The 24,735-nt window shown below is 63.0% G+C and carries 27 protein-coding genes; 10 read left to right on the top strand and 17 right to left on the bottom strand.

The window, feature by feature from the left end; all coding sequences use genetic code 11:
- Nucleotides 1-92: 92 nt before the first annotated feature.
- Complete coding sequence (locus Q8K08_RS10820) at nt 93-500, top strand: hypothetical protein (protein ID WP_305250070.1); 408 nt, start codon at nt 93-95, stop codon at nt 498-500.
- A gap of 142 nt (nt 501-642) precedes the next feature.
- Complete coding sequence (locus tag Q8K08_RS10825; protein ID WP_304804714.1) at nt 643-1,113, top strand: Dps family protein; 471 nt, start codon at nt 643-645, stop codon at nt 1,111-1,113.
- 13 nt (nt 1,114-1,126) lie between these two features.
- Here Q8K08_RS10825 and Q8K08_RS10830 read toward each other — a convergent pair whose 3' ends face one another.
- From Q8K08_RS10830 to Q8K08_RS10865, 8 genes are all read right to left on the bottom strand, one after another.
- Nucleotides 1,127-1,366 (bottom strand): DUF1289 domain-containing protein, encoded by a 240-nt coding sequence (locus Q8K08_RS10830; RefSeq protein WP_304804718.1) that lies wholly within the window; start codon nt 1,364-1,366, stop codon nt 1,127-1,129.
- A 37-nt stretch (nt 1,367-1,403) separates the two neighbouring features.
- The gene (locus Q8K08_RS10835) at nt 1,404-1,571 is read right to left on the bottom strand and encodes a hemin uptake protein HemP (RefSeq protein WP_305250071.1); all 168 of its coding nucleotides are present in this window, start codon (nt 1,569-1,571) and stop codon (nt 1,404-1,406) included.
- A gap of 111 nt (nt 1,572-1,682) precedes the next feature.
- Nucleotides 1,683-2,528, bottom strand: coding sequence for an energy transducer TonB (locus Q8K08_RS10840; protein ID WP_304804722.1), 846 nt, complete (start codon nt 2,526-2,528; stop codon nt 1,683-1,685).
- Nucleotides 2,525-2,932 (bottom strand): biopolymer transporter ExbD, encoded by a 408-nt coding sequence (locus Q8K08_RS10845; RefSeq protein ID WP_304804724.1) that lies wholly within the window; start codon nt 2,930-2,932, stop codon nt 2,525-2,527. The genes Q8K08_RS10840 and Q8K08_RS10845 overlap by 4 nt, the downstream gene beginning before the upstream one ends.
- Nucleotide 2,933: 1 nt before the next feature.
- The gene (locus tag Q8K08_RS10850; RefSeq protein ID WP_304804726.1) at nt 2,934-3,308 is read right to left on the bottom strand and encodes a biopolymer transporter ExbD; all 375 of its coding nucleotides are present in this window, start codon (nt 3,306-3,308) and stop codon (nt 2,934-2,936) included.
- Complete coding sequence (locus Q8K08_RS10855) at nt 3,295-3,966, bottom strand: MotA/TolQ/ExbB proton channel family protein (protein ID WP_305250072.1); 672 nt, start codon at nt 3,964-3,966, stop codon at nt 3,295-3,297. The genes Q8K08_RS10850 and Q8K08_RS10855 overlap by 14 nt, the downstream gene beginning before the upstream one ends.
- Nucleotides 3,963-4,379 (bottom strand): hypothetical protein, encoded by a 417-nt coding sequence (locus Q8K08_RS10860; RefSeq protein WP_304804730.1) that lies wholly within the window; start codon nt 4,377-4,379, stop codon nt 3,963-3,965. Before Q8K08_RS10860 ends, Q8K08_RS10855 begins: the two co-directional genes overlap by 4 nt.
- Nucleotides 4,373-6,487, bottom strand: a complete 2,115-nt coding sequence (locus Q8K08_RS10865; protein ID WP_305250073.1) for a TonB-dependent receptor domain-containing protein — start codon at nt 6,485-6,487, stop codon at nt 4,373-4,375. The genes Q8K08_RS10860 and Q8K08_RS10865 overlap by 7 nt, the downstream gene beginning before the upstream one ends.
- A 207-nt stretch (nt 6,488-6,694) precedes the next feature.
- Here Q8K08_RS10865 and Q8K08_RS10870 point away from each other — a divergent pair, with 207 nt between their 5' ends.
- From Q8K08_RS10870 to Q8K08_RS10885, 4 genes are read left to right on the top strand one after another with little or no spacing between them, the layout of a single operon-like run.
- Nucleotides 6,695-7,735 (top strand): hemin-degrading factor, encoded by a 1,041-nt coding sequence (locus Q8K08_RS10870; protein WP_305250074.1) that lies wholly within the window; start codon nt 6,695-6,697, stop codon nt 7,733-7,735.
- Nucleotides 7,732-8,625, top strand: a complete 894-nt coding sequence (locus Q8K08_RS10875) for a hemin ABC transporter substrate-binding protein (protein ID WP_304804740.1) — start codon at nt 7,732-7,734, stop codon at nt 8,623-8,625. The genes Q8K08_RS10870 and Q8K08_RS10875 overlap by 4 nt, the downstream gene beginning before the upstream one ends.
- Nucleotides 8,625-9,689, top strand: a complete 1,065-nt coding sequence (locus Q8K08_RS10880; RefSeq protein ID WP_305250075.1) for an iron ABC transporter permease — start codon at nt 8,625-8,627, stop codon at nt 9,687-9,689. The genes Q8K08_RS10875 and Q8K08_RS10880 overlap by 1 nt, the downstream gene beginning before the upstream one ends.
- Nucleotides 9,690-10,472 (top strand): heme ABC transporter ATP-binding protein, encoded by a 783-nt coding sequence (locus Q8K08_RS10885; protein ID WP_305250076.1) that lies wholly within the window; start codon nt 9,690-9,692, stop codon nt 10,470-10,472.
- Here Q8K08_RS10885 and modC read toward each other — a convergent pair.
- From modC to iolD, 7 genes are all read right to left on the bottom strand, one after another.
- On the bottom strand, nt 10,469-11,596 hold the full coding sequence (gene modC / locus Q8K08_RS10890) for a molybdenum ABC transporter ATP-binding protein (protein ID WP_305250077.1): 1,128 nt from the start codon (nt 11,594-11,596) through the stop codon (nt 10,469-10,471). The genes Q8K08_RS10885 and modC overlap by 4 nt on opposite strands.
- Nucleotides 11,560-12,228, bottom strand: a complete 669-nt coding sequence (gene modB / locus Q8K08_RS10895) for a molybdate ABC transporter permease subunit (protein ID WP_305250078.1) — start codon at nt 12,226-12,228, stop codon at nt 11,560-11,562. The genes modC and modB overlap by 37 nt, the downstream gene beginning before the upstream one ends.
- A gap of 4 nt (nt 12,229-12,232) precedes the next feature.
- Nucleotides 12,233-13,027, bottom strand: coding sequence for a molybdate ABC transporter substrate-binding protein (gene modA, locus Q8K08_RS10900; RefSeq protein ID WP_305250079.1), 795 nt, complete (start codon nt 13,025-13,027; stop codon nt 12,233-12,235).
- Nucleotides 13,028-13,107: 80 nt separating this feature from the next.
- The gene (locus Q8K08_RS10905) at nt 13,108-13,947 is read right to left on the bottom strand and encodes a class II fructose-bisphosphate aldolase (protein WP_305250080.1); all 840 of its coding nucleotides are present in this window, start codon (nt 13,945-13,947) and stop codon (nt 13,108-13,110) included.
- Complete coding sequence (locus Q8K08_RS10910) at nt 13,944-14,801, bottom strand: 5-deoxy-glucuronate isomerase (RefSeq protein ID WP_304799475.1); 858 nt, start codon at nt 14,799-14,801, stop codon at nt 13,944-13,946. Before Q8K08_RS10910 ends, Q8K08_RS10905 begins: the two co-directional genes overlap by 4 nt.
- Nucleotides 14,802-14,811: 10 nt before the next feature.
- Nucleotides 14,812-15,789 carry a 5-dehydro-2-deoxygluconokinase gene (gene iolC / locus Q8K08_RS10915; RefSeq protein ID WP_305250081.1) on the bottom strand — a complete coding sequence of 326 codons (978 nt, stop codon included), beginning with the start codon at nt 15,787-15,789 and terminating at the stop codon, nt 14,812-14,814.
- Nucleotides 15,789-17,660 (bottom strand): 3D-(3,5/4)-trihydroxycyclohexane-1,2-dione acylhydrolase (decyclizing), encoded by a 1,872-nt coding sequence (iolD, locus tag Q8K08_RS10920; RefSeq protein WP_305250082.1) that lies wholly within the window; start codon nt 17,658-17,660, stop codon nt 15,789-15,791. Before iolD ends, iolC begins: the two co-directional genes overlap by 1 nt.
- A gap of 109 nt (nt 17,661-17,769) precedes the next feature.
- On the opposite strand from iolD, the gene Q8K08_RS10925 reads away from it, so the two are divergent.
- From Q8K08_RS10925 to Q8K08_RS10935, 3 genes are read left to right on the top strand one after another with little or no spacing between them, the layout of a single operon-like run.
- On the top strand, nt 17,770-18,885 hold the full coding sequence (locus Q8K08_RS10925; protein ID WP_304799481.1) for a Gfo/Idh/MocA family protein: 1,116 nt from the start codon (nt 17,770-17,772) through the stop codon (nt 18,883-18,885).
- A gap of 7 nt (nt 18,886-18,892) precedes the next feature.
- Nucleotides 18,893-19,783 carry a sugar phosphate isomerase/epimerase gene (locus tag Q8K08_RS10930; RefSeq protein ID WP_304799483.1) on the top strand — a complete coding sequence of 297 codons (891 nt, stop codon included), beginning with the start codon at nt 18,893-18,895 and terminating at the stop codon, nt 19,781-19,783.
- A gap of 7 nt (nt 19,784-19,790) precedes the next feature.
- Nucleotides 19,791-20,924, top strand: a complete 1,134-nt coding sequence (locus Q8K08_RS10935) for a Gfo/Idh/MocA family protein (RefSeq protein WP_305250083.1) — start codon at nt 19,791-19,793, stop codon at nt 20,922-20,924.
- Here the strand turns inward: Q8K08_RS10935 and Q8K08_RS10940 are convergent.
- Entirely contained in the window at nt 20,921-21,910 is a 990-nt protein-coding gene (locus Q8K08_RS10940) for a LacI family DNA-binding transcriptional regulator (RefSeq protein WP_304800822.1), read from the bottom strand. The two genes, Q8K08_RS10935 and Q8K08_RS10940, sit on opposite strands and share 4 nt — an antisense overlap.
- 140 nt (nt 21,911-22,050) lie before the next feature.
- On the opposite strand from Q8K08_RS10940, the gene rsgA reads away from it, so the two are divergent.
- The gene (gene rsgA, locus Q8K08_RS10945; protein ID WP_304800820.1) at nt 22,051-23,085 is read left to right on the top strand and encodes a ribosome small subunit-dependent GTPase A; all 1,035 of its coding nucleotides are present in this window, start codon (nt 22,051-22,053) and stop codon (nt 23,083-23,085) included.
- Nucleotides 23,086-23,187: 102 nt separating this feature from the next.
- On the opposite strand, the gene Q8K08_RS10950 is transcribed toward rsgA, so the two are convergent.
- Nucleotides 23,188-24,384: a DegT/DnrJ/EryC1/StrS family aminotransferase gene (locus tag Q8K08_RS10950; RefSeq protein WP_305250084.1), complete on the bottom strand. Its 1,197-nt coding sequence runs from the start codon at nt 24,382-24,384 to the stop codon at nt 23,188-23,190.
- Nucleotides 24,385-24,735 lie beyond the last annotated feature (351 nt).

A 24,735-nucleotide genomic window follows, 5' to 3' on the forward strand; every position in this document is an offset into this window, starting at 1 on the left:
AGTATCAGGCCGCGTTTTTTGGGGGCCGCTTGATGCCTTCTGGACGAAGCGAAATTACCCGACTATAATACTCAGGTTTAAGGAGATGTATCATGCAGGCACTTGCGCGACCAAGCCCACAGACCGGGCCAAACCAACCCATTCCGGCAGCCGTCGCAGCCTTGCGCCGGATTGCGCGGCGCTGTCAGGCCGGGGCGCGGATTGATCTGTTTCAGGCCTGCGCGATGCTGTCTTTGCGTGCCGATCTGGCCGCCCAAGCCTATGCCGAGGCCCTGTTGCGCGGCCTTGCAGTGGTTCTTCCTCGTGCGCCCGTGCTGCACCAACCCGGCGCGGCCGAGCTGTCATTTGACGAGGTGTGGATCGCCAGTTTGCTGGACGCGGCCGCGCGCAAGGATGACAGTTCTGTGCGCTTTCTTCTCGCCTCACGCCTGCCGCGTCATACGTGGCGGCAGGTCGGTTGGCTGGCGGCACAGCTGGCGCAGAGGCAAGATCAGATGTGACTGAGTAAACTTGTCAGGTTTAGAATTATTCTAAAAGGGGTTGTCCCCGCACCTATCTGCCCCTACCTTGTGCAAGCGGATAGCCAGCCTGTATGCAAGCCAGTTCGCCCCAGAATTCCGAACTCATTAAAGGAGGTCAGGCATGGCGCAAGCTTCAGCCCAAATCAGCCCATCGGCCCGCGAAGCCGTGTGTGAGGCGCTCAATCAGGGCGTCGCAGAAACCGTGGTCGCCACGATGCTGGCGCAGAATTTCCACTGGAACGTGACGGGCATGGGCTTTGGCCCGCTGCATGCGCTGTTTCAGACCATGTATGAAGATCATTTCACCGCCCAAGACGATCTGGCCGAGCGCATCAAGGCGCTGGACGGCCATGCCGAGGGCCAGCTTTCGGCCATGCTGAAGCGGTCAAAGATCGTCGAGCATGACGGCCACGCCAAGGCTGAAGCCATGGTTGCGGCCTTGCTTGCAGCCCAGGAAACGCTGGCGGCCACACTGGCCGGTATTGCAGCGGTGGCGGAAGAAAACGGCGATCTGCTGACGCAGGATCTGGCGATTGCGCGGGGCCAAACCCACGAGAAATTCGCCTGGATGCTGCGCGCGCATCTGCGCTGATCGTGCCTGAGCGTTACAGCGGGCTTTTTACATTCCGCTTTTCGCAACGTTTGGCGTAAGCCGGTGCCCAGTGACGATAGCGGCCGATATCATTTTGTTGATGCACCAGCATGTCGATAAAGGCGTGTTGGTGTTTCTCTTTTTTAAGCTTCTTGAACATGTCTTTCTGATCTTTTGTCATCGAACAGCCAATACAATGGCCCTCGCGTTTGAATTTGCAGACACTGATGCAGGGAGAGGGAAGTTTGGTCATCGTATCCTCGCAGGGCGGTTTTGCCCTTTGGCTGGGGTTACTTGGTCAGGATCAGCTTTCCGGCACGTGTGATGCGCAAAACGTAGACTTGGCCGTCCAGCACGATATGCGCCTTTGCGCCGCCTGCCGTCAGCGCCTCATGCGCCGGGGCAGGGCGAATGTCTGGCAATGGTTGCGGGCAACTGGGGGGCTGGCGGTCTTGCATGCGGGTGGCCTGGGCAGGGAATGGGGCTGGCCGAAAGGCCGGATCGTGAATAGGTGATCTTTTCTGTCGGAATTGTCAATCCTGAGTCTTTTACTTTGCGCCTGTGCAGGGCTACCGTCGCCCGACAAATTCAAACCGGAACTCGGTTTCTGCGCCTGCGGGGGGTGGCGGAAAGGGCGCGGCGCGGCGGATATGGTCAAGCGCGGCGCGTTCGAGCGACGGATCCCCAGTTGAGCGTGCCACGCGCGCTGATGCCAATGCGCCAGACGATGCCACGCGAAAGGCCACAACAACCGTTCCACGCGCCGAACTGGCGGTCTTGCGAGTACCCTCGATCTTGCGCAGCACAAGGCCGGGATAGCTGGAGCGTGCCGCATTGCCCGCCTGCTGCGCCGGTTTGGTGTTGCCAGCGCCTGATGCGGCGGCGGTGGGTGCTGCCTCTTGCCCGTCTTGCGACCCTTTGTGCGCTGCTCGGTCTGCGTTTCCGGCAGGCACAGGTGCGGCCGATTTGGCGGCGCGTTTTTCGGTTGGGGGTGCCTTGGCCAATGGTTTTTCCAGCCGCGCACGGGGTCTGGGCGATCTGTCCGGCGCTGCCGTCTCAGCTTTGGCCGTCTGTGCAAGCGTCGGCGTGGCGGGCGTTGGGGCCATGGTCGCAGCCACCGGCAAAGCCAGATCTGCCACATCAGCGGACGGCAACAACGGGGGCGGTGCCATAGCTGCCGCCGTAATGGGGGGGAACTGCGCCGTTCCGGTTGGCGCAGGAGGGGCACTGGTGGCGGCAACCGGCTGCGCGCCTTGGGCAAGATCCTCAAACGCCTCACCCAACAGGGCGATGGTGGCGGGAGCGCCGCCCTCAACCGCAAGATCCTCATGCGGAGCAATGGCAATTGCGCCTGCCGCATGTAGAGCGCCAGACAGCGCAAGCGCGGCAACGAAGGGAAGGCGGGCTTTTTTCATGGGGCAGACCGTTCGGTAACCAGGCGCACTTCGATCGCAAAGGCCCCCTGCGCGGTGCTGGCACGGCGCAAAGCGTTGGAAATACGCAGCAAATCCTGTGCAGGCAGATCGCGGGCGGGAACCAACCGCAGCACCTCGGCGCCTGCGATGATCCGGGCGGCGGCATAGGCTTCTGGCAAGGTTGGCTTGCCGCGCCACAGCGTTGTGCCATCCGCGCGGATGGCCAGCGCATCATCAGGCGCGCGTGTGGCCAGTGCCCCGGTCTCGATCAGGCGGATGTCATTGTCGAGGGGCGAGGCGACCTGACCTGCGATCAGAAAGAACACCAGCATCAGAAACACCACGTTGATCAGCGTGATTGTTGGCTCGGCGCGGCGGCGGGTCGGGGGGGCAAGGCGGGACATGTCAGCCTCCGATCACGCGCAGGGTGATGTCTGGCTGATCGCGCAGCGCGCCGAGCACATCCACCAGCCGCTGCGCCGTCACCCCGTCGCCGGGCGCCAAGATGACCAGGAGCGGCGCACGGCTGGCCAATGCCCCCGGCAAAGCGGCCAGATCCAGCGTCTGGGTGTCCAGCGTCAATGTGTCGGGCATCAGACGCAAAAAGGCAGGCGCATCAGCCTTGGCGCTGGCCCCACCCGAGGCGGTGATCAAAGGCAGATCACCAAAGCGGGTAAAGGTAGAGGACAGCATGAAAAACAGCAGCAGAAGAAAGATCACGTCGATCAGCGAGGTCATTGACAGGGGCCGCCGCCGGGTGGATTGCCTAAGCCGGGACATGCGCAAACCCCGGTTGCACAGAGGGTTCCGCAAGCGCCCTCAAGCCGGGGCATAGGGCGGCTTCGATCAGGGTGGTGGCCATCCGGCGCTCTGCCGCCATTCGCTGTTCCAGCCATGCCAGCAGTGCTGACACCGGCATGGCCACCGCAAGACCTGCCGCCGTGGTCATCAGCGCCACCCAGATCCCGCCGGCCAGAACCGAAGGGTCAACCGCTTGCCCGGCCCCTTGCATCGCGCGGAACGCGTCGATCATGCCCAGAACCGTGCCAAAAAGCCCCAACAGGGGGGCCACCTGCGCGATGGTGTCGAGCAATCGAAAACCGGTCTCCAGCCGCGCGAGCCTGTCTTCGGCCAGCGTATACAAACGATCACGCGTGGCAGCGCTTTGTGCCTGCAACGCCTCGGCCAGCAGGGGTGACAGGTGGCTGGGGGCCGCTTCGGCCAAGGCGCGGGCGCGGGTGTGCTGGCCTGCATCCTGCGCGGTGATCGCAGCCTTCAGCCCTGTGTGCCGCCCCACACCTGCGGCGCGGAACTGCCAAAGCTTGCACAGCACAACTGCGCCCGCCAGAACCGATAGCGCAAGGATCAGTGCAACCACCGGCCCCCCCAAACGGATCAGGCCAACCAAAGCGTCGCGTGCCTCCATAAGGTGGATCATCCTGTTACCTCTACGCCTTCAACGGTGCTGTGTGGTTTCAGCGCGGCGGCACAGGCGGTGGAGTCTGCGCCCTCACAGCTTGACACCCCGTTCAGCAGAACCTGCCCAAGATCATCGCAGCCCAAGCCTGCCACATCGAATTGCCGCACCCGTTGCCTCCCCTCTGGCAGAGCGGCAAAGTCGAACAGCGTGAACTGTGCGACTCGCCCGGCCTTGGTGAACAGCACCGCTTCCAGCACCAGCCGGGTGATGTCGGTGTCGGTGGCGTTGTCGGCCACAAAGGTCAGCCGACAAGCTTGAGGTTGCGGGTCCAACGTGTTCAGGGCGATCCCCAGATCCTGCGCCCCGGCCGCAGTTGCCGCAGTGGCAGCGATGGCAAAAGCCATCGCTGCGAAAACCAGACGCCTTACCATGTCAGCGCCTTTGCGAGGCTGACCTTGAACGTCCGCCCGCGCCCGCGATCTGCGGACAGGTTGTTGCGGTAATCCCTGTCAAACACGTTCTCAACCGCCAGTTGCACGCTGACCCCTTCCAGCGCGCCGGACTGAGGTTTCCAGCCAAGGAACAGGTCGTGCGTGGCATATCCGGCATAACGGGTCGAGGTGATAACCCCGGTCGCGGTGCTGCGGGTGGCGGTGGTAATGCGGTCTGCAAAATTTCCGCGCCAGCCGTATTCGATCCCGCGATCCGGCACCCGTCCGCCCAGCGTCAGCGCAAGGGATTCGGCCGGTGTGGTGGCGATGGTATATCCAAAGTCGCTGTCCTTGCCCGACACCTGCGAGTAGGCAAGCCGCCCGAAGAAACGGTCGGTCTCGTAGCCCGCCTCGATCTCGGCGCCTTTGAAATGCGCGCGGGCCAGATTGCGGTGGAACACGGTATCGACGGTGGGAGTCGTGGTGATCAGATTGTCGATCCGGTTGCGAAAGACCGTGGCCTTGATCTGCAAGCTGTCATCTGCCGAAAACAACCCCTGATGCGACCAAGCAAGGCCGAGCTCAAAACTGGTGGCCTTTTCCTTTTCCAACGACAGGGCCGGGGCCTTGGTCGCAGACCACGAATAGAGCTCATCCAGCGTCGGCAGGCGTTCGGTGCGCGCGACCGAGCCGAACACCGACAGATCATCGGTGATTTTGTAAAGTGCTGCAAAGGTCAGTGCCGTGGCCTCATCCTTGACCCGCGCGGCCCCCGGCACGTTTGCGCTGGGATCGCGGGTGCCAAAGTCGATCCGCGCGCCGGGAACAAGCGTCAGGCGCTCGCCGATAACCAGTTCAGATTGCGCATAAATACCGAATTTGCGGTCGGTGCCTTCGGGGTGAAAGCCCAGCGGACCAGAACTGTCGGCCACGCGCTTTTGGTTGGTTGCCTGCAAACCGACGGTCAGGAAGTTTTCCCACCCGGCACCTTGCTGCGTCGCGGTGTTTTCCACTTTCAGCATTGTCGTGCGATAAGCGTAATCCACATCACAAAAGACGTTGGCATTCGATGCCACGGGCAGACAGGTTTGTGGCACGCCGGCCAGATTGCGGGCGTCACGCTGGGAAACGCTGGTATCAGAATAAGCAAGCTGGACCTTTGGGTTCAGCCATGCCAGATCTGTGGTCGCCTGCCAAACCGCGCTGATCGTGGTGTCGGTCGTGTCACGCCGCACCAGACCAAAGGCATCGGCAATCACATTGCCACCGCCGGTCTGCGACAGGGTGGCGTTGTCGTCGTTGCTTTCAAAGCGCTGGACCGACAGGCGCAGAGTTTGCGTCTCGCCCAGCCGGAAGGTGCCTTTGACCAGCGCGGATGGTGACGAAAATTCAGAGCCACGGATCGTGGTGCCCGCGCCATCCTTGTAGTCGTTTGATGTGCGATAGCCCAAGGCCGCCAGAAACTCTGCCCCCGGTGCGGTGCGCAGTGCCAGAATGGCCGAGCCCATGAGTGCATCGCCGTTGCTTTCATAGCCGAGTTTCAGCCGCGCGGCCCCGGTCTTGCCCTCGGGGATAAAGTCGCCAGCATCCTTGGTCTCGAAATTCACCGTGCCGCCGATAGCACCAGAGCCATACAGAACTGCCGACCCCGGCCCGCGCAGCACCTCGACCCGGCGATAAAGTTCGGGATCGCTAAAGAACGAGCCAAGGCGATACTGCTCGTAGAACTTCGGCACGCCATCGACGTTGACGATGATGCGCGCCTCGCTGGCGGTCTGTTCAGTGGTGCCGATGCCACGGATGTTGAACGCCGTGCCAAGCGGGCGGTCAGATCCTGCCGCCTGCACTCCCGGCACGTTGAGCAAGATCTGCCCGACCGTGGCGGGCTGTTCGCGGTCGATGTCGTCTTGCTCAACCGCGGTGACTGCCTGCGGCGTGTCTATGGCCACCTTTTGCTGTCCCGCGCCCAGAATCAGACGGCCGAGGAAGGTTCCTCCACGTGTTGCATCCTGCGCGGCGGCAGGTGTCGCAATGGCGATAATGGCGGCGGTTGTCATCAGGCGGGCAACGCCCGCAATGGTCGGTTGGCCCGAAAAATTCGGTTGCATCAGTGTCCCCTTGGTCGCGACGGTTGTGGTCGGCTGGCGGAACGCTGGCACCCTGCGGGATCGGCTCTTGACCCCGTTGGAGCAGGGTTCTAGATTAACCCAGCAAATTCGTCAAGTATTGCACCGCGCCATCCAGCCCAGGGGCCACGCCCCCGCCAGACATGCGACCACTGCCCATGTCAAAGCCCAAGGCCAAGGATGACCGCCATGCTGATTTCCCCTGATATGATCGCTTTGATCACCCAAGCCCGCGCCGAGCGCCCCAAGCTGCGCGAGCGTGATCTTGCCGCCACGCTTGGTCTGTCCGAAGCGCAACTTGTCGCCGCCGAGGCGGGCGGGGCGGCCACGCGAATCGTCGCGGACCCGGCGCGCCTGATGCCGCATATCTGCCAGATGGGCGATGTGATGGCGCTGACCCGCAACGAAAGTGCGGTGCATGAACGGCGCGGGGTCTACAAGAATTTTCACGCCGGCGCGCATGCCTCGATGGTGCTGGGCGACGAGATTGATCTGCGGATCTTCCCGCGCCACTGGGTCCATGCCTTTGCGGTCCGTGGTGAGACGGATCAGGGGGTGAAGCGCAGTGTGCAGGTGTTTGATGCGGCGGGTGATGCTGTTCACAAGGTTCATCTGGGGGCCGGTTCGGATGCGGCCGCCTTTGACGCAGCGATTTCAGATCTGGCAGTGCCCGATGATGCCCCGTTTGAAATCGCCGCCCGTGCCGCCCCGGAACCTGCCCGCATTGACGCGGCCCGCATCGACGCGCTGCGCAGCGAATGGGCGCAGATGACCGACACGCATCAGTTTCTGGCGATGGTGCGGCGGTTGAAGATGAACCGGCTGGGGGCCAACCGCGCTGTAGGCTCCACCTTTGCCCGCCAGCTTCCGGTGGATGCCGTGTCGTGGGCGCTGGAACGCTCTGCCGCCGAGGCGCTGAAGATCATGCTTTTTGTGGGCAATGAGGGCTGTATCCAGATCCATTCCGGCCCGGTGCAGCGGATCGAGCCGATGGGACCATGGCAAAACGTGCTTGACCCCCGGTTCAACCTTCATTTGCGCGCCGACCACATCGCCGAGGTCTGGCTGGTCAGCAAACCCACCAAACGCGGTCCCGCGGTTTCGGTCGAGGCATTCGATGCCGAGGGCCGCTTGATCCTGCAAATGTTCGGCAAACGCGCCGAGGCTGATATTGAGACCTCGGGCTGGGACCGGATGGCCAAGGGGTTGGCGGCAGAGGTGTTGGCATGAACCGCGCAAGGTTTGTTTCGGTGGGCGGGGTCCATGCCGGACTGACGGCGATGTTGCTGCTGTTGGCGCTGGCCACAGCAGCGCGTGCCGATGACGGGCCGCGCCGGGTGATTGCGGCGGGCGGATCGGCGGCAGAGATCGTCTTTGCGCTGGGTCAGGGCGACCGCCTGATCGCGCGCGATACCACATCAAGTTTTCCTCAGGCGGTGCTGGATTTGCCCGATGTGGGCTATGTCCGCCGCCTGTCGCCGGAAAACCTGATCGCGATGGAGCCTGATCTGATTCTGGCCGAACATGATGCAGGCCCGCCCGAAACCATCGAGATTCTGACCCGTGCGGGCGTGCCCATGGTCATCTTGCCCGAGGCCCGGACCCCGGCGGATGTGCTGGCCAAAATCGGTCTCACCGCCCAAGCGCTGGGTCTGCCAGAGGCAGGTGCGCAGCTTTTGGCCCGGACGCAAAGCGATTTGGATGCGGCGGCGCAAGCTGCGGCATCATTGCCCGCGCGGCCTCGGGTCATGTTTGTTCTGTCGCTGCAAGGCGGGCGCATTCTGGCGGCGGGCAGCGATACCTCGGCTGCGGCGATGATTGCGCTGGCTGGCGGGGTCAATGCTGTTGAGGGTTTTATCGGCTACAAGCCCTTGACCGATGAGGCCGCGATTGCGGCGGCGCCGGATGTAATTCTGGCGATGGACCGAGGGGGCGACATGGCTGTCGAGGCGGATGAGCTTTTGGCGCATCCCGCTTTGGCGCTGACCCCGGCCGCACAGCGTGCACAGGTGGTGCGGATGGATGGTCTGTATCTGTTGGGATTTGGTCCGCGCACCGGGGCAGCCGCGCTGGAGTTGAACACGGCGCTGCGGGCGGTCATTCCGGCGGGACGCGGCTGATGGTGGCGCTGGACGCATCAAGCCTGATGGGCGACCGCGGTGCGCAGGCGCGCGTGACCATGTTGGCGCTTATGGCCGCATTGTTGCTGACGGGACTGCTCAGTCTGTCGCACGGGGCGTCTGGTGTTTCGCTTTGGTCACTGATTGAGGCGCTGACATCGGGTCAGGCCATGCCTGACCGAGACCGGCTGATCTTGTGGGAAATCCGCTTGCCCCGAATGCTGACGGGCGTGCTGGTGGGCGCGTCGCTGGCGGTGGCGGGGGCGGTGATGCAGGGGTTGTTCCGCAATCCGCTGGCCGATCCGGGTCTTGTGGGCGTGGGGGCCGGGGCGGGCTTGGGTGCGGTGGTGGCGATCGTGTTGGGCGGTCTGGCCCCGCTTTGGCTGACACAGGCCGTGGGGTATCATCTGGTGCCACTGGCGGCTTTTCTTGGCGGTTGGGCATCTACGCTGGTGCTTTACCGGGTGGCCACGCGGTCGGGTCGCACATCTGTGGCGACAATGCTGCTGGCTGGCATTGCGCTTGGCGCGCTGGCCGGGGCGGCGACGGGGGTGTTGGTCTATATTGCCGATGACCGTCAGTTGCGGGATCTGACATTCTGGGGCCTTGGCAGCCTTGGCGGGGCGAGTTGGCCAAAGCTCTTGGCGGCAGGGCCGGTCATGGCACTGGCACTGGTCGCGGCCCCGTTTCTGGCGCGTGGCCTGAACGGTCTGGCGCTGGGCGAGGCCGCGGCGCATCACATCGGTCTGCCGATCCAGCGGGTCAAGGCAGTGGCGATCCTGACCGTGGCGGCAGCGACCGGGGCCGCAGTGGCGGTGGCAGGGGGGATCGGGTTCATCGGTATTGTTGTTCCGCATCTTCTGCGGCTGGCGACCGGGCCGGATCACCGCTTCTTGCTGCTTAATGCGGGGCTTGCGGGGGCGACCTTGTTGCTGTTGGCGGATTTGATCGCGCGCAGCATCATTGCGCCCGCTGAACTGCCCATCGGTATCGTCACAGCCACACTGGGCGCGCCAGTGTTTTTGTGGATTTTGTTGCGGCGTCGCGGGCTGGTGGATCTGTAAATGTTGATTTCGAACGATATCCGCGTGTCTTTGGGCAAAGTCCCGGTCCTGCACGGGATCAGTGCCGCAGCGCGGGCGGGTGAGGTGACGGTGATCGTCGGCCCCAACGGGTCGGGCAAAACCACGCTGTTGCGGGCATTAACCGGTGATGTTGCGTTTCAGGGCCGGGTCTGCCTGAACGGGCAAGATTGCGCCCGGCTGCGCCCGTGGGAACTGGCGGCGTTGCGCGGTGTGCTGCCGCAAGCCTCGGCGCTGGCGTTTCCGTTCACGGTGGCCGAGGTGGTGCGGCTTGGCCTGACCGTCGCCACCCATGCCAACCGTGCCGAACTTGTGGTGCGCGCGCTTGGCGCGGTGGATATGGAAGGCTTTGCGCGGCGGCTGTATCAGGAACTGTCGGGCGGGCAACAAGCGCGGGTGCAACTGGCGCGCGTTTTGGTGCAGGTGTGGGAACCAGTCGTCGCTGGTGTGCCACGCTGGCTGTTTCTGGATGAACCGGTGGCCAGTCTGGACATTGCGCATCAATTGGCCGTTGTGCGCCTGATGCGCGATTTTGCGCGGCGGGGCGGCGGCGTGGTCACGGTGTTGCACGATCTGAACCTGACCGCCATGGCCGCCGACCGGGTCTGGCTGATGGATCAGGGCCGACTGACAGGGCAGGGGGCGATGGCCGAAGTGCTGACCGATGCTGCGCTAGAACTCGCCTATGGCTGCCCACTGCGGGTGGGGCGTTTGCCCGCTTTGGGCGGATGGTTTGCCCTGCCACAGGCGGCGGGTGTGGCTTAGTCGCGGTGGGTGGGCGCGCGGGCAACATGGTCGCGCGCCACGGACATGGATTTCACAATGGCATGGACGGCATCGCCGGGCGCAAGGTGCATCTGATCCGCCGCGCGCCGCGTGATGCGGGCAAGCAGGTCATGGCCCGCCACATCAATATGCACCATCGCCCCCGGCCCGACGCCTTGCACGATCCGGGTAATCACCCCGGCAATGATGTTCTGCGCGGACAGACCTTCGGGCCGAGCGCGCGACAAGATCACCTCATGCGCCATGATCCGCACGCGCACTTGCGCGCCCACAGGCCCCGAAACGCCCGCCAGATACAGCGCGCCCGTCGGTCCGTCCAACCGGGTCAGGCCATCTGACCCATGTTCGGCAATCGTCGCGGGCAGCATCGCGGCCACCTCGCGGATGCCCATGGCGCGCAGGGCGTCGGGGTCTGCCATCACTTGGGCGGTGCTGCCTTGCCGCACCACGCGCCCCTGTTCGATCACCACCATACGGTCAGCCAGAAGCTGCGCCTCGTTCATGTCATGCGTAACAAGGATCACCGGCATGGCCAAAGACGCGCGCAGGGCGATGATCTCGGCATAAAGCGTCTCGCGGGTGGGGCGGTCCACGGCGGAAAACGGCTCGTCCAGCAACAACGCCTGCGGCTTGCGGGCAAGCGCGCGCGCTACCGCCACCCGCTGCTGCTGCCCGCCCGAAAGCTGGGCAGGCTTGCGGTCTGACAGGCTGTGCAGGTTGACCAGATCCAGCAGGCGCGCGGCCTCGGCCCGGTCGGGACTGACCATAGCCACCATCACGTTTTGCGCGGCTGTCATATGCGGGAACAGCGCATAATTCTGGAACACCACCCCGACGCGGCGGCGATGCGTGGGCAGATTGACCCCGGCTGTGGTGTCCAGCCATGTGGTGCCGCCCACCACAACGCGCCCCGCTTCCGGGTGCGAAAGCCCGGCAATGCAGCGCAACAGCGTGGTCTTGCCGGACCCGGAGTGCCCCACCAGCGCCAACAGTTCGCCCGGATCGACCCGGAACGAGATATCCAGCGCGATCGGCGTTTGCGCCTGTGCCATCACCTCCAGCGCCATCACGATAACCGTCGCCCGACGCGCGCCGACAACCAATAGGTCAGCGCGATGGTGAACAGGCTGATTGCCACCAGAACGGCAGACATGGTGGCGGCCCCTTTGTCATCAAAGCCCTGCACCCGGTCGTAGATCGCAATGGCGATTGTCTTTGTTTCGCCGGGGATAGAGCCGCCCACCATCAGCACGATGCCAAACTCGCCAAGCGTATGGGCAAATGTCAGCACCATTGCCGTCACCACCCCCGGCCATGCCAGCGGCAGGTCTACCCGCCACAGCGCAGCCATGGGCGACAGACCACAGCAGCGCGCCGCCTCGCGCACTTCGACCGGAATCGACTCGAACCCGCGCTGCGCGGGCTGGATCGCAAAGGGCAGGTTGAAAATCACGCTCGCCAGCACCAGCCCCTGAAAGCTGAACACAAGCTGATGGCCGAACAGCGTTTGCCACAGATCGCCCAGCGGGGAATTGCGCCCGAAAGCCACCAGCAAGTAGAACCCAAAGACGGTGGGCGGCAGCACCAAGGGCAGCATCACCAGCGCCTCGACCAGCCCTTTGCCCCGGAATCGCCGATAGGCCAGCAGGCGGCCCATCAGGACCGACACCGGCAGCAGGAAAACAACGGTCCACCCCGCCAACTGCAATGATAGGAAAAGGGCGGTCCAGTCCACGCGGTCACTCCTGCGGCAGGGTAAAGCCGTAACGGTCCATAATGTCACGGGCGGCGCGCGCGTTCATATAGGCATAAAACGCCTGCGCAACCTGCCCGGCGCCATTCAACAGCACCATGCGCTGACGCAGCGGTTCGTGCCAGTCTTCTGGGATCAGCGCAAAATTGCCACGCGCGGTCACCTCGGGGGCAAGTGCCAGCGAATAGGCGATGATCCCGCCCTCGGCGTTGCCCGACAGCGCGAATTGTGCGGCTTGGGAGACATTTTCGCCAACCACCAGAACGGGGTGCAGATCATCCCATATCCCTTTTGTGATCAACGCCTCACGCGCGCGCATGCCGTAGGGGGCGTGATCGGGATTGGGAATGGCAAACCGGGTGATCTGGCCTGCCGCGAGCATCCGGGCCAGACTGTCCAGCGCCGGATCAGGGGTCAGGGCAGACCCGGTCGGCACCATGATGACAATGCGGCCAAGGGCGTAAAGATCACCTGCATCGGGGGTAAACCCGTCGGCGTGCAAGGCTGCGATAAACGACTCATCTGCCGCCATGAAGATCTGGAACGGTGCGCCTTCGCGGATCTGGCGGGCAAAGTTGCCAGTAGAGCCAAAGGCCAGCCGCACGTCCATACCGGTGTCGGCCCTGAACGCCGCTGCGATCTCGGTCAGCGCGAATTGCAGATCTGACGCGGCCGCGATCACCGGAATATCACCTTGCGCCTGCCCTTGCCCGGCAAGGGCAAGCGCTGCTGTGGCCGCGAACAGCGCGCGGCGGGTGATGGCAAGGGGCATGGGCAGCATCCGGGGTGTTGTGGCTTGTCAAACATATCGCGGGAAGTTGGCGCGACAGGCAAGCGCTATTTCCCTTGGGTTTTGGCCACTTACGCCCGACCAGACGCCCCAAGGCCGCGAAAAACCGCTTGGGCCGCGTGCTGCATCGGATCATGCGTGTCTGTCAGAATCGCATTTCTGTCAAAGCGGTTGGCGTCGCGCGCCATCGCCGCGCGCAAAGCCGCGCCAAAGACCATGCGCAATTCGGTGCCGATGTTGAATTTGGCAATATGGCTGGTGGCCGACAGTTCAGCGCGCTGATCGAACGGCACGCCGGACCCGCCATGTATGACCAGCGCCACGTCGGTCAACGCTTCAATCGCGCGCAGACGGGCAAGGTCAAGCCCGTTGCCGGGGTCTTGCTGCAAATGCAGGTTGCCAATGGAAATGGCCATGGCGTCCACCCCGGTTTCGCGGGCAAAGCGGGCGGCGTCTTCGGGATCTGTCCCGGCAGAGGCTGCGCCCCCGGCGTATCCGACAAAGCCGATCTCGCCTTCGCAACTGGCCCCGGCGGCATGGGCCAGTGCGGCTACGGTTGCGGTTGCGTCGATGTTCTCGGCCAAGGGCAGGTCTGATCCGTCAAACATCACCGATGAAAACCCCGAGTCCAGCCCTGCGCGGCAGTCCGCCAGCGATGTGCCATGGTCCAGATGTGCCACGACAGGCACCGAAGCGCCTTCGGCCAGATGCCGGAACATCGCTCCCCAAACCGAAACAGGCATATGCGCCCGCGCGCCCGGTCCGGCTTGCAAGATCACCGGCGCACGTTCGGCCTCGGCGGCGGCGACAAAGGCGCGGGCGTCTTCCCAGCCAAGGCAGACCAGACCCGGCACGGCGTATCCACCTTTCAGCGCCGGTTGCAGCACATCGCGGAGCGTCACAAGGGTCATTTGAACTTGGCCACCATATCCATGATGCCGGGAATGGTGTGCAATTGCGCGGCATGGGTGGGTTGAAAATACTGCTTCAGACTGCGCTGGCTTTGGCCACCCAGAATGGTGAAGTAATACATCTCATACCCCGGCAGCACGCAGCAGGGGTGATAACCGGTGTCGATCAGCACGGTTGAGCGGTTCATGATGTGATAGGCGTCGCCCGGTTCGTTGTCGACCCGTTGCAGCATTTGCAGGCCAGAGCCATAATCGGGCTTGAAGCGGAAATTATAGCATTCGTCATGGCGCGTCTCGATCATGCCTTCCCCTGTGCTGTCCAACCGGTCGGCGTCGTGCTTGTGGGACGGGAACCCCGACCAGCCGCCCGCACCCACGGTGTAAAGCTCGCTTACCAGCAGGCGGCCCACGCGGTCATGATAGGCGGCACCAAGGATGTGTTTGATCTTGCGGTGGGTTTTGGTGTCGTCCGACCCGTATTGCACGCGGTCGATATCAGCGGCGCGCACAGCAAAGGGGCGCAGGGTTTCTGCGAATCTTGCCCCGGCGATGAAGGTTTCCGTGTCGGTCAGCGCAGTGATCCGCGCGCCGGTGTCTTGCGGCACATAAGCGCCCTCCGGCTCGCCATCCCACACATCCGCCCCCCGGTTGCCGATCGCGGCAAAGGTTTCGCCCATGGTTTCCACCGTGACCGTGCCCGTCGCAGGCACGATGCAGGTTTCATAGCCGGGGGTGCGGTAGGTAAAGCTTTCTCCCGCTTTCAGCGTGATGATGTTGAAATAGACCAGCGGCACAACCGCATCGTCCATATCGACGATGGCGCGGTTCTGGTTGTCATGGGGGGCGATGTGCATGTGGGTTCCTTTATCCGGTCGGGCCGGGGTGCTGGCCAAGAAAGCCGTCAAGTTCGGCAGTGGTCGGCATGGCAGGGGCGCAGGCCACGCGGGCGACCACCATCGCTGCAGCGGCAGAGCCGCGCAGAACGGCGTCTTTGACGGGCACGCCACTTGCCAGTGCTGCGATGAAGGTGCCAAGGAAGCTGTCGCCGGCACCAGTGGGTTTCAGGGCGGTGGTCGGGTAAATGCCGGTGGCAAATTCGCCCTTGGGTGTGATTGTTACCGCGCCCTTTTCACCCATCTTGTAGACCACGATTTGCGCGCCCTGCGTGATCAGGCTGCGCGCCTTGTCCAACCCCCGGTCCGGGTGCCCGGCCATGAAACCGAACTCTACATCATTGCCGACGATCACATCGCAAAGGGCGGCAGCACGCGAGTAATTTTGGGCGGCAACATCGGCGGAGGGCCAGGAATAGGGGCGGTAATCGACATCGAAAATAAGTGGCAGTCCCACTGCGCGGGCCAGGTCAAAAGCACGAAAGGCGGCACCGCGTGATGGTTCGGCGGCAAGAACGGTCCCAGTGGTGATCAGCGCGGAGAAGGGGGCGTAGTCAATCGCTTCTACGTCGGAAACAGTCATGGCAAAGTCGGCGGCATTGTTTCGATATATGACTGATTGGCAGTTGTCTGCCCTCGTTTCCACCACGGCCAGTGAGTTGCGCGCCTCGCCCGCCACGGCGCGCACATGGGCGCGGTCGATGCCGTAAGCGTCCAACTGGTTCAGGCAAAAGCGGCCCACCGCGTCATCAGACACGCAGGTCACCAGCGCGGCGCGGCACGCTTGCCGGGTCAGCGCCACGGCAATATTGGCCGAAGATCCCCCCAGCGCGGTTGTAAAGCGGGTGGCCTGTTCGATCTGTGTGCCGGGCGGGTCAGCATAAAGGTCCATGCCCGCCCGCCCGATCACAAGGAAATTTCGCCCGGCAAGGCGCGCAAGATCGGCCATCAGACGCCCTGCCTTTGCGCGGCGCGCCCGGCCTCGACTGCTGTGTGCTTGTCACGGACGGTTTCGCTGTCGGAGACCTGCGCGGTGCCAATCTCCCACCACGCATGGCCTTGGGTTGTCCAGCCGTCGTAAGGATCGACCTGCATCACGATAACGCTGGTGCGGTCAGCAGCCTTGGCACGCTGGAACGCTTGCGCCAGTTCTGCGGGGTTGGCCACCGTTTCTGCATTGGCCCCCATCGCGCGGGCGTGGGCCTCAAAATCCACCGCAAAGGGCGCGGGAACAGTCGAGCAATCTGCGATCAGGTTGTTGAAACTGGGTTGCCCGGTGTTGTTTTGCAGCTTGTTGATGACCGCAAAGCCGCCATTATCCAACACAAGGATGATCAGTTTTCGTTCAGTGAGTACTGACGAGTAAATGTCCGAATTCATCAAGAGATAGCTGCCATCTCCAACGAAAACTATGGTGTCTCGGTGCGACTCATGTTCGAATTGTGCAATTCGTGCGCCCCAGCCACCAGCGATTTCGTAGCCCATGCAGGAAAATCCGAACTCTACATCCACAGTGCCGACCCCCAGCGTGCGCCAGTTGGCAGTGACCTCGGCGGGCAGACCGCCAGCCGCTGTCACCACCCGGTCGCGAGGGTGGCACAGGGCGTTCACCACACCGATGGCCTGGGCGTAGGAATTGGGGCGGTTGCCATGGGCCACATTCCCCGCGACGTATGCATCCCATGCCTTGCGCTCTGCTTGGGCCTTGGCCATCCAGTCCGAGGGTGCGCGGTGGGTGCCAAGCGCATCGCCAAGCGCCAGAAGCCCCAGCTTGGCATCTCCCACCACGGTCAGCGATTGGTGCTTGGCCGCATCGTGCCGCCCGGCGTTCAGGCCGATCAGGCGGGCATCTTGGGCAAAGACCGTCCATGATCCGGTGGTGAAATCTTGCAACCTTGTGCCGACGGCCAGCACCACATCCGCCGCGCCCGCAATGGCATTGGCGCTGTCCGATCCGGTTACCCCAAGCGGGCCGATGTTCAGCGGATGGTCGGCCAACAGGTTCGCCCGGCCAGCGATGGTTTCGACAACCGGAATGCCATGATCTTCAGCAAAGGCGGTCAACTCGGCCACCGCACCGGAATATTGCACGCCGCCACCAGCCACGATCACCGGGCGCTTGGCGGCACTCAGCAGGGCTACAGCCTCGGCCACTTCGGTTGTGTCGGGTGATTGGCGGCGGATACGGTGAACCCGGGGGGCAAAGAACGCCTTTGGATAGTCATAGGCCCAACCCTGAACATCCTGCGGCAGGGCAAGGAAGGCCGGGCCGCAATCGGCGGGGTCCAGCATCGTGGCCAGCGCAGCAGGCAGCGATTGCAGCACCTGCGCCGGGTGGGTGATGCGGTCCCAGAACCGGCTGACGGCCTTGAACGCATCGTTCACGCCGATGGTGGGGTTTCCGAAATGCTCCAGCTGTTGCAACACCGGATCGGGCAGGCGGGTCAGGAAGGTGTCGCCGCACAGCATCAGCATCGGCAGGCGGTTGGCATGGGCAAGTGCTGCCGCTGTCAGCAGGTTCGCGGTGCCCGGCCCTGCGCTGGCGGTGCAGAACATGAAGCGGCGGCGCAGGTGGTATTTGGCGTAAGCCGCCGCCGCAAAGCCCATGCTTTGTTCGTTCTGCCCGCGATACAGTGGCATCTCGGCCTGAACCGGATACAGCGCCTCGCCCAGACAGGGCACGTTGCCATGGCCGAAAATACCGAAACCTCCGCCGCAGATGCGGACCTCGGCCCCGTCGATCACGATGAATTGGTTCATCAGCCAACGCACGATGGCCTGTGCCACAGTCAGCCTGATGGTATCGTCCGTATTTGCCATGGCACTCCCCCGATCGCCGCAGGGCCACAGGGGGCTTGCACGGCTTGCGAAGGGAGGATACATAATTTGCAACCGGTTGCAATACCGGCTGCAAGCGGGGAGGCTTTCAGTGACGGATATCGGAATCGGGCTGGTCGGCGGCGGCTATATGGGCAAGGCGCATGCGGTGGCCCTGTCAGCGGTTGGTGCGGTGTTCGATACCGCTTTGCGCCCCCGGCTGGAAGTGATTGCGGCGTCGAGCCCTGAGTCGGCTGAGGTTTACCGCCGTGCTTATGGGTTCAACCGCGCGGCGGCGGATTGGCGTGAGCTTGTGGCCGACCCCAAGGTGCAGGCCGTGGTCATCGCGTCACCCCAGTCCACGCACCGAGCGATTGCCGAGGCCGCTTTTGCCGCTGGCAAGCCGGTGTTCTGCGAAAAGCCGTTGGGCGCGTCGCTGGACGATGCCCGCGCAATGGTGGCCGCGGCCGAGGCGTCGGGTCTGCCCAATATGATCGGCTTCAACTATGTGCGCACCCCTGCCACGCAATTCGTGCGGCAATTGCTGGCGACAGGCGCGATCGGCGATCTGACGTGGTTCCGGGGTGAGCATACCGAGGATTTTCTGGCCGATCCGGCGCTGCCTGCGACCTGGCGCACCACGGGTCGGGCGAATGGCTGCATGGGCGATCTGGCCCCGCATCCGATCAACTGCCTGCTGGCGCTGATGGGTCCGGTGGCCGAGCTTTCCGCGCGGATCGAGACCGTCCACGCCACCCGTCCCGGCCCGAACGGTCCCTTGTTGGTGGACAATGACGATCAGGCGCAACTGATGCTGCGCTTTGCCAGTGGGGTGATGGGGCATCTGTTTGTCAGCCGCGTCGCCACGGGGCGCAAGATGGGCTATGCCTATGAAATTCATGGCACAAAGGGTGGAGTCCGGTTTGATCAGGAAGATCAGAACGCGGTCTGGCTCTACCGTGCCGAGGGTCCAGAGGCCACGCGCGGCTTTACCCGCATTCTGACCGGGCCTGCGCATCCGAACTATGCCGCCTTTTGTCAGGGCCCCGGCCATGGCACCGGCTATCAGGACCAGATCATCATCGAGGCGCGGGATTTTCTGGAGGCGATTGCCACCAGCACACCCGTCTGGCCCACCTTCCGCGACGGTCTGGCAGTCAGCCAGATTATCGATACCGCCTTCAAATCATCCGACGACGGCCGTTGGCACGCCGTCCCGCAAATATGAGGATCAAATGACCATCCGCATTGGCAATGCCCCTTGTTCCTGGGGTGTAGAATTTGCAGACGACCCGCGTAATCCGGACTGGCGACAGGTGCTGTCCGAGTGCGCCGCCGCAGGTTACAAGGGGATCGAACTTGGCCCCATCGGCTTTATGCCCGAAGATCCCGAGATTCTGGGCGAGGCGCTGGCAACCAATGATCTGACGCTGATCGGCGGCGTGGTGTTTCGCCCGTTTCACGACCCCTCAAAATGGGATGAGGTGATGGATGCAGCGCGGCGCACCTGCAAGGCGCTGGTGGCGCATGGGGCGCGGCATCTGGTGCTGATCGATTCCATCTCTGCGCGCCGGGCGCCCACAGCCGGGCGCGCGGATGCGGCAGTCCAGATGTATCCGTCAGAATGGGCGGCCTTTCGCAACCGCATTTCCACTGTGGCGCGCATGGGGGCCGAGGAATACGGCCTGACCGTTGGCATCCACGCCCACGCGGCAGGGTTCATCGACTTTGAGCCGGAACTGGAGCGTTTGCTGGCCGAGGTGGATGAAAGCATCCTGAAAATCTGCTTCGACACCGGGCATCATTCCTATGCGGGCTTTGATCCGGTCGCTTTCATGCGCCGCCATATGGGCCGTATTTCCTATATGCATTTCAAGGATATAGACCCCGTGGTCAAGGCGAGGGCGATTGCGGCCAGTACCGGATTCTATGATGCCTGCGGGCAGGGCATTTTCTGCAACCTTGGCACGGGAGATGTCGATTTTCCGACCGTGCGCCAGATCCTTCTGGACGCTGGGTTTGACGGGTGGTGCACGGTGGAACAGGATTGTGACCCCACGCTGGATATCAGCCCCGTCAACGACGCGCGCAAGAACCGCGAATACCTTTCCTCCATCGGATTCTGAGGGCATCATGGCAAAACTGAACTGGGGCATGATCGGCGGCGGCGAGGGTAGTCAGATCGGGCCAGCCCACCGTCTGGGCGCTTTGGCCGACGGGCATTTCACCCTTGCGGCAGGCGCGCTGGATCACCGCGCTGATGTGGGGCGCGACTACGCGAAAGCATTGGGGGTTGCTGCCGACCGGGCCTATGGCGACTGGACGGAAATGCTGGCAGGGGAACGGAACCGCCCCGACCGCTGCGATCTGGTAACGGTGGCTACACCCAATTCCACCCACTTTGAGATTACCAAGGCCTTCCTTGAAGCTGGCTTTAACGTCCTGTGCGAAAAGCCGATGACGGTGACGGTGGAGGAGGGCGAAGAAATCGTCCGCATCGCCGGGAAGACCGGCAAGATCTGTGCGGTGAACTACTGCTATTCCGCCTATCCGATGGTGCGCCAAGCCCGTGCGATGGTGCGCAATGGTGACATTGGCCGGGTGCGGCTGGTGGTCACCAACTTCAGCCACGGGCACCACGGCGACGCCAGCGACGCCGACAACCCGCGTGTGCGCTGGCGCTATGATCCGGCGATGGCGGGCGTGTCCGGCCAGTTCGCCGATTGCGGCATCCATGCGCTGCACATGGCCAGCTTTATCTGTGACGACGAGGTGGAAAAGCTGTCCGCTGACTTTGCCTCGACCATTGCCAGCCGGGTGCTGGAGGATGACGCTATGGTCAACTTCCGCATGACACGCGGCACGGTCGGGCGGCTTTGGACTTCATCCGTTGCCATCGGGCGGCAGCATGGGTTCGACATTCAGGTCTTTGGCGAAACCGGGGGCTTTCGCTGGGCATCCGAGCAACCGAACCAGCTGATCTATACCCCGGTGGGCGGGCGCACACAGATCATGGAGAAGGGCGAAGGCGGGCTTTATGACGATGCCAAGCGCCTGTCGCGCGTGGCGATTGCGCACCCCGAAGGCTTTCCGCTGGCGGTCGCGAATATCTATTGCGACCTTGCCGATGCCATCCGTGGCCAAACGCGCGACGGATTGCCCACTGCGGCCAGTGGTTTGCGGTCGATGGCGGCGGTGCATACGGCTGTTGCCTCGGCCAAGGCCGGAGGGGCATGGATGGACGCCCGCCCGCCCATGTTCCGCTAGCGCAGGGTTCCCCGGTCAATCACCCGGCAGGGGAACAGCCGCACCTCTGGCGGGCGGTCTGGCTCTGCGATGGTTGCCACCACCACCTCGATGGCGGCCTCGATGATCTGGGCCACCGGCTGATGTATCGTGGTCAGCGCGATGTTTTGCCAGCGCGACATTTCCATGTCGTTCAGGCCGATCAGCCCGATATCACCGGGCACCGACAGGCCAGCATTCTGTATGGCGCTGAGCGCGCCAATCGCCAGCAGATCATCGCCGCAGAAATACGCTTCGGCCGGGGGTTCGCCCAACAAGCGCTGCATCTCGGCCCGCCCGGCATCAAAGGTGTAATCGGTGGCAAAACTTGTGCTGCTAGCAATCCGCGGATGCTCTGCAAGTGCGCCCAGAAACCCGGCCATGCGGTCTTGGGTCGAAGTGGCGCTGCGCGGCCCGCCCAGAAAGGCCACCCGCCTGTAGCCGCGCCGGATCAGCGCCTGTGCCGCCATGCGTCCGCAGGCCACGTTGTCGATGCCCACCACAGACACATCCGGCGCGACCGAAGGACGCCCGAACGTGTGCACAACCGGCAGGCCCGCGCTTTTGAACGATTCAGCAAAGCTTGCTGGCAGGGTGGACGAGGCCACAATCACCCCATCCACCGAATACTGCCGCAGCATCCGTACCGATGCCGCTGGGTCTGTCGCGTTGCTCAGGTTGACCAGCAGGGGCCGCAAGCCCCGGTCTTGCAGCCCGCGCGTAAACAGATCAAACACTTCCAGAATCAAAGGGTTGTGGAAGTTGTTGACGATGAGGCCAATCAGCTTTGTCCGTCCGGTGGTCAGGCTGGAGGCCAGCGCATTGGGCGCATAGCCCAGATCAAGCGCGGCCTGTTCCACCTTGGCGCGGGTCTTGGGCGACACCGATGCCCCGTCGGTAAAGGTGCGCGACACCGCAGAGCGCGACACGCCGGCCCGTTCCGCCACGTCTTTCAGGGTCACCACCATTGCGCGCTGTCCATCGTCTGTGCTTTCGCTGACTATACTGGCAAAGGTGGCAAAGAAAACCTTTGCTGCGCCCCGGTTCAGGTGCAAAGTTCTGCCAGTGCCGCTTGCAATATGGTCAAGGCGCGATCATTCAGGCAGGTATGACCCAGATTTCAGACCAAGACTTGTTTTCCGCGGCTGCCCTTGGGTGGAGTGCTTTCTTTGATGACCAGCTTGGCGCGGAAGAGGCTGGCCTTGACCGGATGCGCATTGCAACCGTTCACCGCGCCCGACTGACCGCTGTTTCTTCGGCGGGGCCGGTCCGGCTGACTTTGCCACCACAATTGTCTACGGGCGATTTCGCCGTGGGCGATTGGGTTCTGGCCGAGCCGGGCACGGCGCTTGTGGTGCGCAGGCTTGACCGCAAGACCCTGCTGCAACGCCATACCGAGGGCGCGCGGTTCCCGCAGTTGATCGCGGCCAATGTCGATACGTTGTTTATCGTGACCTCGTGCAACGATGATCTGAACCCGGCCCGGTTGGAACGCTATCTGGCCTTTGCGAATGAGGCGGGGGCGACACCCGTGATCGTTCTGACCAAGGCCGATCAGGTTGCCGATCCAGAGCCTTACCGCGAACAGGTGATCGGCTTGCAGCGCGGGCTGGCGGCGGTGGCGCTGAATGCAAAATCACCCGACGCGGCAGATATGCTTGCGCCATGGTGTGCCGAAGGCCAGACAGTTGCCTTGGTCGGATCATCGGGGGTGGGCAAGTCATCGCTACTGAACACGCTGGCGGCCAAGGCCCCGGATGAGGCGCAACTGACCGGCAGCATCCGCGAGTCTGATGCCAAGGGTCGTCACACCACCACCGCGCGATCGCTGCACCCGATAGTGGGCGGCGGGTGTGTGATCGACACGCCGGGGATGCGCACGCTGCATATCAGCGATACCGCATTTGGGCTGGACCAGTTGTTTGCCGAAATCATCGAACTCGCCCCCCAGTGCCGATTTCGCGATTGCACCCACGCACACGAGCCGGGATGCGCGGTTCAGGCGGCAGTTGCCAAGGGCGCGCTGGACCCGGAACGGCTGGTGCGCTGGCGCAAATTGCTGGAGGAGAACCGGGCTAACACTCCGGTTCAGACCGGGCCGCGCGGCAATAAAACGACCAAGACCCCCGGCAAACGCTGGTAGGGCGCGGGTTATCGTTTTGGCGTGACATTGCTTTGGCCGTCACGCAACTGCCTGCAACCGTCTGATGATTTGCCCTGTCGTCTGATGCGGGGCGTTCCAGCACTATTGCGCGGGCAAATGATGCAGGTTGCGGCGCGATTGTCTTGAAACGCCACCTAATGTTCGGGCGATTTCCTCGATGATACGATCAACATTGCGTGCCGAGATATCTACCGAAAACGGCAGACCCAAGACCCGCGCTGCAACGTCGGTCGACGTATCCAGATTGGCGCGCCGACAGCCCGCATAGGCCGGATGACTCTGTAGCCCGTGACCATACCAGCGCCGGGATTCGATGTTTTGTGCCGCAAGCGCTTCGCCAACACGTTCGGCTTCAGCTGCATCCTGGGCGATGAACAGGGCATAGGGCACTGCTGCATCAGAGTTCACCTCTATGCGGTCACCAATAAGGTAGAAGTCGGCCAGCATGGTATAGATCGACGCTGTCATCATGAATGCAGCCCGTTTTTGTGGCCATGTTTCCAGATCGGCAAGGCCGACGGCGGCATGATATTCGCTGAGCTTGCCGTTGATCCCCGGAATGACGCTGATGCGCTCCCCGACAAAGCCGAAATTCACTGCTGCAACAGCCCGCTGGATCAAGGCCTGATCGCCACAGATCATCAACCCGCCTTCGGCAGTGCTGAGTGTCTTGGTGGCATGCAGGCTGATTGCAACCGGCAGGCCCGACGCAATGACCTCGGCAGCCGAAAACGTGTCAAAGCTGGCGGCTGCGTCGATCACCACCGGCACCCCGGTGCGCTGCGCAAAGGCGCGCCAGCCAGCAAGGTCGATCTGCCGCCCGTAGGGGGCCACAAGGATAACAGCGCCAACCTGCGCAAAATCCGGTAGCGCCTCGACAGCGACCGGGTCCAGCGCCCAGCTTTGCGCATCGACATCGACCAGATAGGGCGCATAGCCGCAAGCCTGTGCCGCGCTTGCCGTGGCAACAAAGGTATAGGCCGGGCAAACGCACAATGGGCGATCTGCCTTGGCCCGTCCCGCAGCAGCCACAAGCAAACCGATCAGCGCCGCCGTCCCCGATCCGGCAATCCCGATCCGGCCCGGATCAATTGCAAAATGTCCCGCCAATGCCTTTTGCAGCATTTCGTGCAGGTTCCCCCCGTTTGAGTAAAACCGGGTGGTGTCTATATTGCGGAGAAAGGGCGAAAGCTGGTCAGATGTCGGCAGCATCGGGCGGCTGACGTGGATGGATTGGGCTTGCGCGCTTTCCATCGTCGATCCACGCCCTGTGGTCATGGCGTGTCCGGCACTGGTTGGTAGTTTGGGTGTATACCACTGCTCGGCTGGGGCCTGATCAGATGTATGGATGTGCGGTCTTCTAGCCAAAGTTGTTAACCAGCTATTAATAATTTTCCGATATCCCACTGGTATCACGGCGATAGCGCGGCGTATCCGGTGTTTTGGGCAAAACGGGCTCAGACTTGGTAAACCGAGACTAAAGTTATGCGTATCACTGCGAACTTTTAGGCAATCTGAGTTAATTACTCAGACCGGCCGCAATCCCCAGTTGCGGGCGCTGCAAGGCAGCACAGCTTCTGCGCGCGCTCGCAGTGTTTCACAAGGTTCTGTCGTTAAAACAGGCTGGAA

Source organism: Pseudotabrizicola sp. (genome assembly GCF_030684215.1).
In the GTDB taxonomy this organism is placed as follows: Bacteria; Pseudomonadota; Alphaproteobacteria; order Rhodobacterales; family Rhodobacteraceae; genus Pseudotabrizicola.

Excerpts from the sequence above, each read along its gene's own strand:
- Q8K08_RS10820 (WP_305250070.1), top strand. The coding sequence starts at position 93 with ATGCAGGCACTTGCGCGACCAAGCCCACAGACCGGGCCAAACCAACCC.
- Q8K08_RS10825 (WP_304804714.1), top strand. The coding sequence starts at position 643 with ATGGCGCAAGCTTCAGCCCAAATCAGCCCATCGGCCCGCGAAGCCGTG.
- Q8K08_RS10830 (WP_304804718.1), bottom strand. The coding sequence starts at position 1,366 with ATGACCAAACTTCCCTCTCCCTGCATCAGTGTCTGCAAATTCAAACGC.
- Q8K08_RS10835 (WP_305250071.1), bottom strand. The coding sequence starts at position 1,571 with ATGCAAGACCGCCAGCCCCCCAGTTGCCCGCAACCATTGCCAGACATT.
- Q8K08_RS10840 (WP_304804722.1), bottom strand. The coding sequence starts at position 2,528 with ATGAAAAAAGCCCGCCTTCCCTTCGTTGCCGCGCTTGCGCTGTCTGGC.
- Q8K08_RS10845 (WP_304804724.1), bottom strand. The coding sequence starts at position 2,932 with ATGTCCCGCCTTGCCCCCCCGACCCGCCGCCGCGCCGAGCCAACAATC.
- Q8K08_RS10850 (WP_304804726.1), bottom strand. The coding sequence starts at position 3,308 with ATGTCCCGGCTTAGGCAATCCACCCGGCGGCGGCCCCTGTCAATGACC.
- Q8K08_RS10855 (WP_305250072.1), bottom strand. The coding sequence starts at position 3,966 with ATGATCCACCTTATGGAGGCACGCGACGCTTTGGTTGGCCTGATCCGT.
- Q8K08_RS10860 (WP_304804730.1), bottom strand. The coding sequence starts at position 4,379 with ATGGTAAGGCGTCTGGTTTTCGCAGCGATGGCTTTTGCCATCGCTGCC.
- Q8K08_RS10865 (WP_305250073.1), bottom strand. The coding sequence starts at position 6,487 with ATGCAACCGAATTTTTCGGGCCAACCGACCATTGCGGGCGTTGCCCGC.
- Q8K08_RS10870 (WP_305250074.1), top strand. The coding sequence starts at position 6,695 with ATGCTGATTTCCCCTGATATGATCGCTTTGATCACCCAAGCCCGCGCC.
- Q8K08_RS10875 (WP_304804740.1), top strand. The coding sequence starts at position 7,732 with ATGAACCGCGCAAGGTTTGTTTCGGTGGGCGGGGTCCATGCCGGACTG.
- Q8K08_RS10880 (WP_305250075.1), top strand. The coding sequence starts at position 8,625 with ATGGTGGCGCTGGACGCATCAAGCCTGATGGGCGACCGCGGTGCGCAG.
- Q8K08_RS10885 (WP_305250076.1), top strand. The coding sequence starts at position 9,690 with ATGTTGATTTCGAACGATATCCGCGTGTCTTTGGGCAAAGTCCCGGTC.
- modA (WP_305250079.1), bottom strand. The coding sequence starts at position 13,027 with ATGCTGCCCATGCCCCTTGCCATCACCCGCCGCGCGCTGTTCGCGGCC.
- Q8K08_RS10905 (WP_305250080.1), bottom strand. The coding sequence starts at position 13,947 with ATGACCCTTGTGACGCTCCGCGATGTGCTGCAACCGGCGCTGAAAGGT.
- Q8K08_RS10910 (WP_304799475.1), bottom strand. The coding sequence starts at position 14,801 with ATGCACATCGCCCCCCATGACAACCAGAACCGCGCCATCGTCGATATG.
- iolC (WP_305250081.1), bottom strand. The coding sequence starts at position 15,789 with ATGGCCGATCTTGCGCGCCTTGCCGGGCGAAATTTCCTTGTGATCGGG.
- iolD (WP_305250082.1), bottom strand. The coding sequence starts at position 17,660 with ATGGCAAATACGGACGATACCATCAGGCTGACTGTGGCACAGGCCATC.
- Q8K08_RS10930 (WP_304799483.1), top strand. The coding sequence starts at position 18,893 with ATGACCATCCGCATTGGCAATGCCCCTTGTTCCTGGGGTGTAGAATTT.
- Q8K08_RS10935 (WP_305250083.1), top strand. The coding sequence starts at position 19,791 with ATGGCAAAACTGAACTGGGGCATGATCGGCGGCGGCGAGGGTAGTCAG.
- Q8K08_RS10940 (WP_304800822.1), bottom strand. The coding sequence starts at position 21,910 with ATGGTGGTGACCCTGAAAGACGTGGCGGAACGGGCCGGCGTGTCGCGC.
- rsgA (WP_304800820.1), top strand. The coding sequence starts at position 22,051 with ATGACCCAGATTTCAGACCAAGACTTGTTTTCCGCGGCTGCCCTTGGG.
- Q8K08_RS10950 (WP_305250084.1), bottom strand. The coding sequence starts at position 24,384 with ATGACCACAGGGCGTGGATCGACGATGGAAAGCGCGCAAGCCCAATCC.